Origin of the sequence: Wenzhouxiangella limi (assembly GCF_010499265.1) — a bacterium.
Lineage (GTDB): Bacteria > Pseudomonadota > Gammaproteobacteria > Xanthomonadales > Wenzhouxiangellaceae > Wenzhouxiangella > Wenzhouxiangella limi.
This window is the reverse complement of the sequence record NZ_JAAGSC010000043.1, coordinates 338434-351071: the sequence shown is the minus strand read 5'-3', so window position 1 is coordinate 351071 and position 12638 is coordinate 338434. Positions and strand designations below refer to the sequence as shown.

Sequence of the window (12638 nt, the reverse complement as noted above, 5' to 3'; positions counted from 1 at the left end):
CGGTCAGTCCATTGCGGCCGACGCGGCCCCGTGGTCGGCATCGCTGCGAACCCGCGGCCAGGCTCGGAGCACGGCATTGACCAGGGTTGCCAGGGGAATGGCGAAAAACACCCCCCAGAACCCCCACAAGCCGCCAAAGACAAGGATCGCGGTGATGATCGCCACCGGGTGAAGGTCGACCACTTCGGAGAACAGAATCGGCACCAGCACGTTGCCGTCCAGGGCCTGAATGATGGCATAGGCAATGATGACCGACCAGAACGCCGCGGTCAGTCCGCCGAAAGCGATCAACGCCACCAAAGCCACCGGAATGGTGACGACCGCGGCGCCGATGTAGGGAATGATCACCGAGAAACCCACCACCATCGACAGCAGCATGGTGAACGGCATGTTCAGCAGCGAGAACACGACGTAAGTCACGATCCACACAATCAGGATTTCCAGCGCCTTGCCGCGAACATAATTGGCGATCTGAACGTCGACTTCCTTCCACACGGTTGACACCAGCCCGCGGTCGCGCGGCAGGTAGCGGGCGAACCAGGCAATCAGCCGGGCCTTGTCCTTGAGAAAGAAAAACACCAGCACCGGCATGATGACCAGAAACACCAGCAGGCTGGCTACCCCGACGACCCCGGAAAAAGACACCAGCTGGGTCCCGTAGCGCCCCAGTTCAACGCCCAGGTTGTCCAGCATCTGGGACAGCTGTTCCTGTGAAATCAGGGCGAGATTCTCGCCTTCCTCTCCCATTGGCGAGTCCGGTTCGATCACCGCCGTATCCGAAGGTGATGAGACGATCTGAGGATACCTGTCCGGCAGTGTTTCCAACCAATCCTGGGCGATCCGGATATAGCGCGGCAACTCGGCCACGATCGCCGTCAACTGTCGAGTCACCATCGGCAACAGGCCGAACAGGAGAAAAAACAATGCGGTCATGAACCCCGAAAACACGCTGATCACGCTGATCAGCCGCGGCAAACCGAATCGCTCCAGCCGCTGCACGGCTCCTTCAAGCAGGTAGGCAATGATCAGGCTGGCGAATACCGGCGTGAGAATACGACCGAATATCAGAACAAGCACCAGGCCCAAGACCAGGAACAGCGCCAGAATGACGACCTGAGGGTCCGAGAAGTTGCGCTGGAACCAGTCGTTCAGTCGACTCAACATGGCATTCAGTATAAGGCTTGATTCCCCTCAACCCCACCCCCGGCGGACCTCTCCCCACGGGAGGCCACCGGGCAAACCATCAAGCAGGAGTGTTGTGTTGCGGGGAAAAGGCTAAAAATCGAGTCGCCAGGTCGCCTGTAATTCCAGGCTCTGATCAAGTTGATCGGAGACCACGCCAAGCACATTGCCGCCAAACACAAACTCCGGCGGGGCATAGGCGGCATTGAACAGCAGCCTCGAACGTCCCGACAGGGACTTGTTGACACCGAACATCAGCGCGTTCTGGGCCAGTTCCGGCGCCAGCGCCGACGATAGCGCCGGCGAGCTTGGCTGCGGCTGTGCCCGCGTCCTGTAGTCGAGGTGAAGCTGAAGATCGCTTACCGGCTGCCAGGTCCAGCCGATGCTGGCAACCAGCAGATCTTCCCAGCCGAACTGGGGACTGGTGCTGTCGCCGAGCAAAGCATTGAAGCGCGCGGGCAGCGCGCGCGACGGGAAAGCGCCGACTTCGCTGTAGAAAATCTGCGCCAGCCCAACCTGGAAAGAGCTTGCCTGTCCGGGCTTCCACTGCATCCCCAGCTGAATGCGCGACGGAATATCGAGCTCGGCCTGGCTGCCGTGGACTCCGCGCAAAGAGGCGAACTCACTCATGCCAATACGCGACTGAAACGCCGCTTCCACGGTCAGACGATCGAGCAACTCGCTGCTCAGCGCCAGTCGAACGCCGGCGCCACTCGAGGAATCCGGCCGACGCCAGTAATCGGGTGAGCGCACCGATTCCGGCCCGCCCTCGCCGGCGTCGGCAAAGTTCATTCCGGGTGCCACGAACTGCTGGGTTGCCAGAATCGCAGAAACCGTCAGCGCGCCGCGATCGCTCATCTGCGCGGACAGGCCGGGCATGATCAGCGAGCGTTCGAGTCGGCCGAGCTCATTACCTGCAGCGCCAGAGAGTTCGGCCGCCACGTTCTGTCGGATCAGACTCAGCGTTGGAGCCTGCCTGCGGAGCAGCATCAGAGAGGCCGCGAAATCCGGCAGAATCAGCGACTCCTCCAGCGCCAGCCAACTCACTTCAGGCACCGGTGAAGTGCCAAGCTGCTCCAGTTCCGGGGTCAATTCATGGATCAGGTAGTCTTCCCAAGGTCCAAGCTCGAAGCCGACCAGGAACCAGGCCATGTTGCTGTAGGAAGAGACCAGCGGAGCAGACAGCGGACGTGGCACTGCACTAGCGCCGGCCGAAGCCAATACACCTATCGTCAGCATCAGGGCGATGAACGATCGTCTCACCGGAATTTCTGTCTGTGCAGTCCGGGGTTCAGTGTACTCACTTTCTTGGCGTCGATACAACGCGAATCTGAAATTATTGTAAAGGCGCTCCTGCAAATACTGCAGTGACTGGGGTACTGCCCTAGACCGAATCAGGCGAACTGTTGCGGATTCGCTACATGCGACAACGTCAGCGGACCCGCTCACAGAGGGCATCGGCAAAGGTCTCGGTGGTGCCCTGGCCGCCCAGATCCGGGGTCGTCCGGTCACCGTGGCTGATAGCATCGCCGATGGCCACCCGCAGACGACGCGCCTTGTCGTGTTTTTCCATGTGCTCGAGCATCTGGGCGGCCGCCAGCAACAACGCGCAGGGATTGGCGATCCCGCGGCCGGCAATGTCCGGCGCCGAGCCGTGCACGGCCTCGAACATGGCGGTCTTTTCGCCGATGTTGGCCCCGGGCGCCAGACCGAGACCGCCGACCAGGCCGGCGCACAGATCGGAAAGGATATCGCCGAACAGGTTCGTGGTCACGATGACGTCGAATCGCTCCGGGCGCATGACCAGCTGCATACAGGCGTTGTCGACGATCATGTCGTCGCAGTCGATATCGACGTAATCCGACGCCACCTCCCGGGCCACGCTCAGGAACATGCCGGTCACGTCCTTGAGAATGTTGGCCTTGTGCACCACGGTCACCCGCTTGCGCCCGGCCCGGCGCGCAAGTTCGAAGGCGAAGCGCACAATGCGCTCGCAGCCGGTTCGGGTGGCGATCATCTTTGACTCGGCCCGGCTGCCGTCCGGTGCCGTGAACGCGCCTTCACCGAGGTAGGCGCCCTCGGTGTTCTCGCGCACGGTGATCAGGTCGACGTTCTCATAGCGCGACATCGAGCCGCGAAAGCTGATCGCCGGGCGGACATTGGCATACAGGTCGAAGTGCTTGCGCAGCGCGACGTTGAGCGACTTGAAGCCGCCGCCCACCGGCGTGGTCAGCGGCGCTTTCAGAGCGATCCCGGTGCGCTCGATCGAGTCCAGCGTGGCCTGGGGCAGCAACTCGCCGGTCTCGTCCTGGGCGGCCAGTCCGGCGAGCTGGAAATCGACGGCCAGGTCAGCACCCAGCGCGTCGAGCACCCGCAGCGAGGCGTCCATGATTTCCGGTCCGATGCCGTCGCCGCGGATCACGGTGATCTGCTCTGTCACTAGCTTGTCCCTGTCATTCGGTTGGCCGACCGGCCATTATAACCGCCCGATTTCACTCGCCGCTTGCAGCCAGCCAGCGATCGAGCTCGCCGCGCTGCTCGAGCTGGTTGAGCTCGTCGAAGCCGCCCACGTGGCGGTCGCCGATAAACACCTGCGGGACAGTATGGCGGCCGCTGCGCTGCATCATCTCGGCGCGTTTTTCGCTTTGCTGGTCGATCGGCACTTCGGTCCAGCTCACGCCCTTGGCCTGCAGCAGATGGCGCGCGGCCACGCAGAACGGGCAGACCGAGGTGCAGTACATCACGACGGGTTGATGGTCCATGAAAAGTCTCCTTGCGTGAAGATGAATAAAAGGGATCGGAAGTGGTTCAGATGCACCAGTCCGGCTTGGGCAGCCCGCCGTACTTGCAGGCAAGGCGTACCGGGCCGTCCGGGAACAGCCGATACAGATCGCGGCTGCCGACATCATCACCGCGCTCGGCGCGCAGCGCCGCCACCAGCGTGCGCATCAGCGGCGGATTGCCGTAATCTTGATGGTAGCGGCGCACGAATTCAATCAACCACCAGTGGCCGTCTTCGAGCTCGATGCCGTCTTCGGCGGCAAGACGCCGCGCCAGCTCCGGCGTCCACTGCGCCGGATCTGAAAGGTGGCCGTCGGCATCCCGCTCGATTGTCATGCTCGAATGACCGTCGCTTCGCCGACAAGTTTCGCCAGCTGGTGTTCATTCCAGATCGCCACGCCCGCGGGCAAGGCCGCGCCATCCGTTGGTCCGGGCACGCCGACATCGGCCAGTCCCTGGTCGATGAGCTGGCGCCAGGCCCGGGTCGACGGCAGCGTGAGCAGCTCGGCCGCGTTTCCTCTCAGGAGCACGCTGAAGGCCATCTCCAGACTGGCCGCCGCCAGAATCAGCTCCAGCAGTTCGGGCCGATCGGCCGGCTCGGGCAGACCATCAACTTCGATCACGAAACGCCGCTCAGCCATTCGATCCGGCGCCGAAAGACTCGACCTCGACAGCTTCCAGGGCCGCGCTCCAGAACTGAACCAGGCTGCCAGCGGTAAACGGCGCCGGCAACGATCCCTTCTCGAGCCGCTGCCAGCCCGACCGGCATACCCGCAAATCCAGTCCCGAGGCAGCAAGCGCCGCAAACTCGGATACCTCGCCTGGCACGACATGTTCCAGCCCCGGCCCCTGAAAGAAAACCAGGCTTGAGGCCGGCGCCTGCGCCCAGCGCCGGGCAAGCTCAAGCGCCTGGCGCGCCGCGCAAGTGCCCGAGCGTGACCGGATCAGCATCACGCGCTGATGGCTCACGCGTTATCCTCGAGCGCCTGCCGAAACATTCCGTCTGTGCATCGGTCCTAGATTGATGATGATTCGTTTACCGACCCAACTACTGCTGATGATCGGCGTGCTGTGCCTGAGCATGAGTGTAGCGGCTCAGCAGTCGCTGCGCCTGCCGGAGATGGGAAGCACCACGACCCGGGTGCTCAGCCCGGAAGAGGAGCGAACGTTCGCGCGGGATTTCGAGCGCTACCTGCGCGCCAACAAGCTGCTGATCGAAGATCCGCTGATCAGGGATTATTTCGACGAGATGGGCTTTCGGCTGGTGTCGTTTTCCACCCGCAACAACGCCCCTTTTCGCTTTTTCGTCATTCGCGATCCCAGCATCAATGCCTTCGCCGCCCCGGCCGGTGTCATCGGGCTGCACTCCGGGCTGATTCTGACCGCCCACACCGAAGCCGAAATCGCCGGCGTGGTCGCCCACGAAATCGCGCACGTCACCCAGGACCACCTGGCCCGCGCCATGGAGGCGCAGCAGTCGACCTCGCTGCCGACCATGCTGGCCACGCTGGCGCTGGCGGTTGCCGCCGGGGCGGCGGGCAGTCCGGATGCCAGCCAGGCAGTGCTGCTTAGCGGCATGGGGCTGGCCCAGCAGTTTTCCATCAACCACACGCGCCAGAACGAAGCCGAGGCTGACCGCGTCGGTATCGGTCTGCTGGCGACGGCAGGCTATGACCCCAAGGGCATGGCCGCCTTCTTCGAGCGTCTGAACATGGCCAGCCGGGCCATGGGGCAAGGACCACCGGAATACCTGCGCACCCACCCGCTGACCATCAACCGCGTCGCCGAAGCGCGCAGCCGGGCCCAGCAGATGACGGTTCGCGACCCGCGCAGCGACGAGCGCTTCCATTTCATTCAGGCGCGGCTGCGGGTGCTGATGAGCCGGCGCGCCCACCAGGCCATCGACTGGTTCCGCCTGCGGCTCGAACAGGAGGACCGACCGGCCGACGCGATGCGCTACGGACTGACCCTGGCCCTGGCGCGGGCCCGGCGCTTCGATGAAGCCCATTCTGTCCTGGGCGAGCTGCTGGAGGCCGGGCCCGAACGCCAGCTTTACCGACTGCTTGAAGGTGAAGTGCTGCTGTCCGAGGGGCGGGATGATGAAGCCCTGGAAACGCTGGCCGAGCTGTACCGCTCTTTTCCCGGCAGCCGGCAGGTCACGACCCAGTACGCTGAAACACTGATGTACGGCGGCGACAGCGATCGGGCGGCCCGGGCGGCCACGATTATCCGCGCCCATCTGCGTGACCACCCGCACGATCTCCGCATGACCGAACTACTCGCCCAGGCCGCCGATCGTTCCGGCGACGAGGTTCGCGCCACCGAAGCGTTGGCGGAGAGCTACTATCTGCGAGGCGGCGTTTCCGAGGCGATCGAACAGCTGGAGAAAGTGCTTGAGCGTAACGACCTCGACTACTACCAGCGCGCTCGCATCACCGCGCGGCTGAACGAATTCCGAAGCCTGCATCTGCGCCGAATGAACACCGGCCGCTGACTCCCGCAAGCACCCTGCCCCGGACGTCCGTTTGGTGTACAGTCAAATCCATCAAACCCACTTGATAAAGGCCTCGGCGAATGGCGACCCTCGCTTCCGCTCACCTTCGGTCCGTGACCCAGCAGGCGCCGGAACTGGCCGAATGGCAATCAGCTGATCTGGATGCGCCCGAGCTGTTATTGAACCGCGAACTGAGCCTGCTGGCCTTTACCCGGCGCGTTCTGGAACTGGCCCGCGATTCGCGCATTCCTTTGCTTGAACGCGTGCGTTTCCTGTGCATTTCCTGTACCAATCTCGATGAATTCTTCGAGGTTCGCGTGGCCTCGGTGCGCCAGCGCATGCAGCACGGGGCCAACCAGCCCGGCCCGGACGGGCTGACGCCGGCCGCGGCGCTGGAGGCTATTCGCGCCGCCGTGCTCGAAATGGTCGAGCAGCAGTACTGGGTAATGAACGAAGAGCTGACGCCTGCGCTTGCCGAACAAAACATCCGCATCCTGCGCCGCTCGGTCTGGAAACGCCGCCAGCGGCGCTGGCTGCACCAACATTTTCGCCAGGAAATCCTGCCCGTGCTGAGCCCGCTGGGGCTGGATCCTGCCCACCCGTTCCCGCGCATTCTCAACAAGAGCCTCAACTTCGCCGTCTCCCTGGAGGGTCAGGACGCCTTCGGACGCGACAGCGGCATGGCGCTGGTGCGGGCCCCGCGCTCGCTGCCGCGCATCATTCGCATCCCGAAAAGCTACAGCCGCGGACCCAACGATTTCGTTTTCCTGTCATCGGTTGTCCACGCCTTCATCGACGAACTGTTTCCCGGCATGACGGTGCATGGCTGTTACCAGTTTCGGGTCACGCGCAACAGCGAACTGTTCGTCGACGAGGAAGAAATCGAGGACCTGGCGCGCGCGCTGGAAGGTGAACTGATGGAACGCGGCTTTGCAGAAGCAGTGCGACTGGAAGTGGCAACCAACTGTCCAGACACCATCGCCCGCTTCCTCGCCAGCAAGTTCGGGCTGGGCCAGGACAGCATCTATCGCTGCGCCGGCCCGGTCAACCTCAACCGCATGAGCGCGATCTGCGACCAGACCGACCGCCCTGATCTGAAGTTTCCGGCCTTTCAGGCCCGATCACCCAAGGCGCTGGCGCCCACCGGCAACCTGTTTGCCGCCATCCGTCGGCGCGACTGGCTGCTTCATCACCCCTACGACAGCTTCCAACCGGTCGTTGATCTGTTACGCCAGGCCGTCAATGACCCTTCGGTCCTGGCCATCAAACAGACGCTTTATCGAACCGGCGTGGACTCCGCTCTGGTCGGCCTGCTGGTCGAGGCGGCGCGCGCCGGCAAGGACGTCACCGTAATCGTCGAACTCAGGGCCCGATTCGACGAGCAGGCCAACATCACGCTGGCCACGCGGCTGCAGGAGGCCGGCGTCCAGGTCGTCTACGGCGTGGTTGGCCACAAGACCCACGCCAAGATGATGCTGATGGTGCGACGCGAACGCGGCCACCTGCATCGCTATGTCCACCTCGGTACCGGCAACTACCACCAGGGCACAGCCAAGGCCTATACCGACTGGAGCCTGCTCAGCGCCAATCCGGACCTGGCCCAGGACGTCCATCGCGTCTTCCAGCAGCTGTCCGGCCTCGGGCGCGCCCAGACGCTCAACTTGCTGATCCAGTCACCGTTCGACCTGCACCGATCCCTGCTTGAGCGGATCGAGCGCGAGACCGAACACGCCCGGGCGGGCAAAACAGCCCGGATCTACGCCAAAATGAACTCGCTGACCGAGCCGGAGATGATTCGCGCCCTGTACCGCGCCTCGCGCGCAGGCGTCGAAGTCCGACTGATCGTACGCGGCATCTGCTGCCTTCGCCCCGGGGTACCCGGCCTGTCTGACAACATCCGCGTGCGTTCCATTCTGGGCCGTTTTCTTGAGCACAGCCGGGTCTATCATTTCGCCAACGACGGCCACCCCGAAACGTATGGCGCCAGCGCCGACTGGATGGAACGCAACCTGTTCCAGCGGGTAGAAACCTGCTTCCCCATACTGGAGCCGCGCGCAGCAGCCCGCGTGGTGCGCGAATCCATCGAGCTGGCCTATGCCGACAACCGGAGCGCGTGGGAACTGGGCCCCGGCGGCGACTACGCGCTGGTCTACCCTGCCGACGACGAGGATGAAATAGCCATCCAGGACCTGTTGATAGCCGAAGCCGGAGATGCCTGAACGCCAAGTCTTCGCCGCCGTCGATCTGGGCAGCAACAGCTTCCACATGCTCGTGGCCCGGGCTGAGCACAACGAACTGCGCGTTATTGATCGAATCAAGGAAATGGTGCGTCTTGGCGGCGGCCTGGACGAGCAGGGAAATCTTGACCGGGCAACGCGGGAAGCCGCCGTGCTGTGCCTGGCCCGTTTCGGGCAGCGCCTTGCCGGCATTCCCGCCGCCAACATGCGCGCCGTCGGAACCCAGACGTTCCGCCGGTTGCGGCATCCGGCCGGCTTTCTGGTCGTTGCCGAGACCGCCCTGGGCTGCCCCATCGACATCGTCAGCGGACGCGAAGAAGCCCGCCTGGTCTATACCGGCGTCAGCCAGGGTATGCCGGCGGCGGCGGCGCGCCGGCTGGTGATCGACATCGGCGGCGGATCAACCGAGCTGGTGGCCGGCGAAGCGGTCGACCCGGAACTGGCCGAGAGCCTGGCCTTCGGCTGCGTGGCCACCACGCGCGAGGCGTTTCCCGACGGCCGCATCACGCCGGGCCGATGGCGACGCGCGAAGCGCAGGATCATGGGTGCCCTGCGTCCCTACACCGCGCGATTTCGTGCCTACGGATGGGACCAGGCCGTGGGCTCCTCCGGGACCATGCGGGCCGTGGATTCCATGATCCGGAAACGGCATCCGGACCGACCCGCCGGTTTCTGCCGCGATGACTTGATCGAACTGCGCTCCTGCCTGTTTTCTGCCGGTCACATCGACAGGATTTCGCTGGCGGGGCTGTCGGAGCGCCGGCGGCCCGTGATCGCCGGCGGCCTGGTCATTCTCGATGCGCTGATGAAGGCGCTGTCGATCGAACGTCTGCAGACCTCCGACTTCGCGCTGCGCGAGGGACTGCTCTACGACCTGATGGGCCGGCTCGGTCAACAGGATCCGCGCGACAAGACCATCAACGCCATGGCAGTCCGCTACGAGTGCGACCAGGACCAGGCCGACCGGGTCTGCGACTGGACCCGGGCCGCGTTCGAACAGGTCGGGCCGGACTGGGAGCTGACCGAAGAACACCGCGATCTGCTGATGTGGGCGGCTCGCCTGCACGAGATCGGCCTGGCCATTGCCCACGAGCACTACCCTGCCCACAGCGCCTATATCGTCGAGCACGCCGATATGCCCGGTTTTGGACGCCACGAGCAGGCGCTGATGGCGACCCTGGTCGGACAGCAGCGTGAGCGGCCGGATCTGGAGCGCATCCAGCGACTGCCGCCGCGTCTGCATCAAAGCAGCACCCGGATGCTTGCCCTGCTGCGTCTTGCGGTGCTGATGTCACGCGCTCATTCCGATGCCGACTTCTGCGACTTTGCGCTGAAAGTCGACAAAAAGCGCCGCCTGAATCTGTCGCTGCCGCCGGCATGGCTGGAATCGCATCCCCTGACCGCGCAAGACCTGACCGAAGAGGCGGAGCATTTGCAGGCTCTCGGGTTCTCGCTGCGGCTCGGCGTGCTGCAGACCGCCATTCAGGAATGAGCCACTGGCAACCCAGCGCCCGGCCCGACCTGCTGCAAATGCGCGCGGCCATTCTGCAGCGCATCCGTCATTTCATGGCCGCGCGCCGAACGATCGAGGTGACTACACCGGTGATGACACCCACCGGCGTGACCGAACCGCAGATCGAAAGCCTGGCCCTGGATCACGGCCAGGGCTACCTCCGGACCTCGCCCGAATATTTTCACAAGCGCATGCTCGCCGCCGGACTGGGCGATCTGTATGAAATCGGCCCCGTTTTCCGGGCCGGAGAAAAAGGCAAGCTGCACCGCCAGGAGTTCACCCTCCTTGAGTGGTATCGAACCGGCCGCGACTGGCAGCAGATGGCTACCGAAACGCTGGAGCTGATCACCGACTGCAGCCCGCAGCAACATCCCGGCTGGCAGATCCACAGGGTGGCCTGGACGGAGTTGTTCCGGCAGCAGCTCGACTTCGACCCGCTGACCGAGCCGGCTGCAGCGATCAGGTTGACCGGTGATGAGCTGCCCGCCGACTGCGATACGGACATGCGGCTGGATTACCTGTTTTCCACGCGCATCCAGGATCGTTTTCCGAACCAGCAGCTGACGTTGGTTCACGGCTACCCCGCCGCGCAAGCCGCGCTCGCCTGCCTGGATCCAGACGATAAACGCCTGGCCTGTCGCTTTGAAGTCTTTGCCGGCTCGCTGGAACTGGCCAACGGCTACCAGGAATTGACTGATCCGGTCGAACAGCGCCAGCGCTTCGAGCGTGACAATGCGCGCCGCGCCCAACTGGGACGAGCGGCCATGCCCATCGACGAGACACTGCTGGCGGCCATGGAGCACGGCCTGCCCAGCTGCTCCGGCGTCGCCCTGGGCATTGAGCGTTTGCTGATGGCGCTTAGCGGCGCTCGCCAGATCAGCGAGGTGATGGCGTTTGGCTGACCGCTCGCCGTTTCAGGCGCGCCAGTGCCAGCTCCAAGCGCTGACCGAGGCGCATGTCGTTGGGATAAAAAGCGAACGCCAGCGCCGATTCCGGCACGATCCGCTGGCGCTTCGGGCCTGTCTGGAGAATCAACACGCCGTCCGGACCGGCCGTTCGGTCAACCACGTAACCGCGCTCGCGCGAGCCATCCTCGAAATGCACCTCGAGCACGCTCAACGGACGCGATCGCGCCTGGACCTCGTCGCCGCCTGCTGGCTGAAGACCCCAGCGCGCCGGCTGCAAAATCCAGCGTCCATCAGGCAAGACAAGCTCTTCAACCGATGCCGGCCAGACCGCCGGCAGGAGCGTCCTGGCCGGCACTGCGCCAACGATCAAAGCGAGCCCGAGCAGCAACACCATTGTCACGAGTCGCTGCAAAATTGACACTTCAGGGCTTGGCAACACACCGAAAATATAGCACGATGAGCCGTGGCGGCCTGGTCGTGACTTATCGCGATCGCAATGCCGCACTGTCCGCGCATGGATTTGCCACGGCATGGAAAGCTTCACCTCAGTTCGACCCATCCGCCTCAGCGAGGTCGAAAAGCTGGTTGCCCTGATTCGGGCAAGACTGCCCGATGTCGTACACGCCGGTCCGGCCCCGGAGTTGCTGGAACGCCGGCTTTCCACCCTGATCGAAGACGGCTGCCTGATTGCGGCGATCAAGGACGGAGAGTATGCCGGCGTTCTGGCCCTCGATCTCTACGACCGCCAGGTCATCGCCTGCTACCTCAGCCCGGCCCTGGCCAGCGCCGGAACGCCGCGCAAACTCTTCACCGCCGTCGAGCAGCGTGCGCTGGCCTACGGACTGCGTTCGCTGCAGTGCTGCATTCTGGCCCCGGCCTTGTCGCTGATGTGGGAGCTGGGCTACGCGCCGGAGGAATCCGAACCGGATACCGACCGCCCCATCCTGGTGCGCAAGGCGTTAACCGGGCTGGCAGATCGCTGGACTCGGCATGTGTTTGACTTGCACGACGAGCTCGGCATCAGCCAGGACTACGGCCCGCGCCATCGCCTCGAGATGGTTCGCGAATGCAGCCAGCGGATATCGATCGGCCTGGACGCCTACGAACGCGAGCAGTGGATGGCGCCCGAAGCAGCCAGAGCCTGGGAATCCATGCATTCCGCGGCCAGCAGTAACGGCATCCGACTGCAGGTCGTGTCAGCCTATCGAGCCGTGAATTACCAGGCCAATCTCATTCGGAACAAACTGGAAAAAGGCCAGAACATCGCCCGCATTCTTTCGGTCTCGGCAGCTCCGGGCTTCAGCGAGCACCACAGCGGCAGAGCGCTGGACCTGAAGACCCCGGGCGAGCCGCCGCTGGAAGAGAGCTTCGCCGATACACCCGCCTACCGCTGGCTGAGCGACAACGCCCGGTTATTCGGTTTTCGCGAAAGCTTTGGCCGCGGTAACCGGCACAGCATGACCTGGGAACCTTGGCATTGGTGTTTCCACGCGACCGGCGGCGTTGCCGGCCAGTGAACCAAT

At 64.0% G+C, this 12638-nt stretch carries 13 protein-coding genes; 5 read left to right on the top strand and 8 right to left on the bottom strand.

Features of this window, described 5'->3' with window-relative positions; all coding sequences use genetic code 11:
• Positions 1 to 3: 3 nt before the first annotated feature.
• The 7 genes from G3I74_RS13450 to G3I74_RS13420 all read right to left on the bottom strand — a co-directional run bounded on the left by G3I74_RS13450 (position 4) and on the right by G3I74_RS13420 (position 4932).
• On the bottom strand, positions 4 to 1164 hold the full coding sequence (locus G3I74_RS13450; protein WP_164212113.1) for an AI-2E family transporter: 1161 nt from the start codon (positions 1162 to 1164) through the stop codon (positions 4 to 6).
• Positions 1165 to 1275: 111 nt separating this feature from the next.
• Positions 1276 to 2445, bottom strand: coding sequence for a hypothetical protein (locus tag G3I74_RS13445; protein ID WP_203594744.1), 1170 nt, complete (start codon positions 2443 to 2445; stop codon positions 1276 to 1278).
• Between the two features lie 169 nt (positions 2446 to 2614).
• Positions 2615 to 3622, bottom strand: a complete 1008-nt coding sequence (locus G3I74_RS13440) for an isocitrate dehydrogenase (protein ID WP_164212111.1) — start codon at positions 3620 to 3622, stop codon at positions 2615 to 2617.
• Between the two features lie 52 nt (positions 3623 to 3674).
• On the bottom strand, positions 3675 to 3944 hold the full coding sequence (grxC, locus tag G3I74_RS13435; RefSeq protein ID WP_164212110.1) for a glutaredoxin 3: 270 nt from the start codon (positions 3942 to 3944) through the stop codon (positions 3675 to 3677).
• Positions 3945 to 3990: 46 nt separating this feature from the next.
• A complete protein-coding gene (locus G3I74_RS13430) occupies positions 3991 to 4299 on the bottom strand; it encodes a TusE/DsrC/DsvC family sulfur relay protein (protein ID WP_164212109.1) in 309 nt (102 codons plus the stop codon).
• A complete protein-coding gene (locus G3I74_RS13425) occupies positions 4296 to 4604 on the bottom strand; it encodes a hypothetical protein (RefSeq protein WP_164212108.1) in 309 nt (102 codons plus the stop codon). Before G3I74_RS13425 ends, G3I74_RS13430 begins: the two co-directional genes overlap by 4 nt.
• Entirely contained in the window at positions 4597 to 4932 is a 336-nt protein-coding gene (locus G3I74_RS13420; RefSeq protein WP_164212107.1) for a hypothetical protein, read from the bottom strand. The genes G3I74_RS13425 and G3I74_RS13420 overlap by 8 nt, the downstream gene beginning before the upstream one ends.
• 58 nt (positions 4933 to 4990) lie before the next feature.
• Between G3I74_RS13420 and G3I74_RS13415 the strand changes: the two genes are divergently transcribed.
• The 4 genes from G3I74_RS13415 (at position 4991) to epmA (ending at position 11109) form a co-directional block, all read left to right on the top strand.
• Complete coding sequence (locus G3I74_RS13415; protein ID WP_164212106.1) at positions 4991 to 6457, top strand: M48 family metalloprotease; 1467 nt, start codon at positions 4991 to 4993, stop codon at positions 6455 to 6457.
• Between the two features lie 113 nt (positions 6458 to 6570).
• Positions 6571 to 8676 carry a polyphosphate kinase 1 gene (ppk1, locus tag G3I74_RS13410; RefSeq protein WP_338063113.1) on the top strand — a complete coding sequence of 702 codons (2106 nt, stop codon included), beginning with the start codon at positions 6571 to 6573 and terminating at the stop codon, positions 8674 to 8676.
• Positions 8669 to 10186, top strand: a complete 1518-nt coding sequence (locus G3I74_RS13405) for a Ppx/GppA phosphatase family protein (RefSeq protein ID WP_164212104.1) — start codon at positions 8669 to 8671, stop codon at positions 10184 to 10186. Before ppk1 ends, G3I74_RS13405 begins: the two co-directional genes overlap by 8 nt.
• Positions 10183 to 11109: an EF-P lysine aminoacylase EpmA gene (epmA, locus tag G3I74_RS13400; protein WP_164212103.1), complete on the top strand. Its 927-nt coding sequence runs from the start codon at positions 10183 to 10185 to the stop codon at positions 11107 to 11109. Before G3I74_RS13405 ends, epmA begins: the two co-directional genes overlap by 4 nt.
• Here epmA and G3I74_RS13395 read toward each other — a convergent pair.
• Positions 11084 to 11659 (bottom strand): hypothetical protein, encoded by a 576-nt coding sequence (locus G3I74_RS13395; protein ID WP_203594743.1) that lies wholly within the window; start codon positions 11657 to 11659, stop codon positions 11084 to 11086. The genes epmA and G3I74_RS13395 overlap by 26 nt on opposite strands.
• Here G3I74_RS13395 and G3I74_RS15755 point away from each other — a divergent pair.
• Positions 11646 to 12632 (top strand): M15 family metallopeptidase, encoded by a 987-nt coding sequence (locus tag G3I74_RS15755; protein ID WP_203594742.1) that lies wholly within the window; start codon positions 11646 to 11648, stop codon positions 12630 to 12632. The genes G3I74_RS13395 and G3I74_RS15755 overlap by 14 nt on opposite strands.
• Positions 12633 to 12638 lie beyond the last annotated feature (6 nt).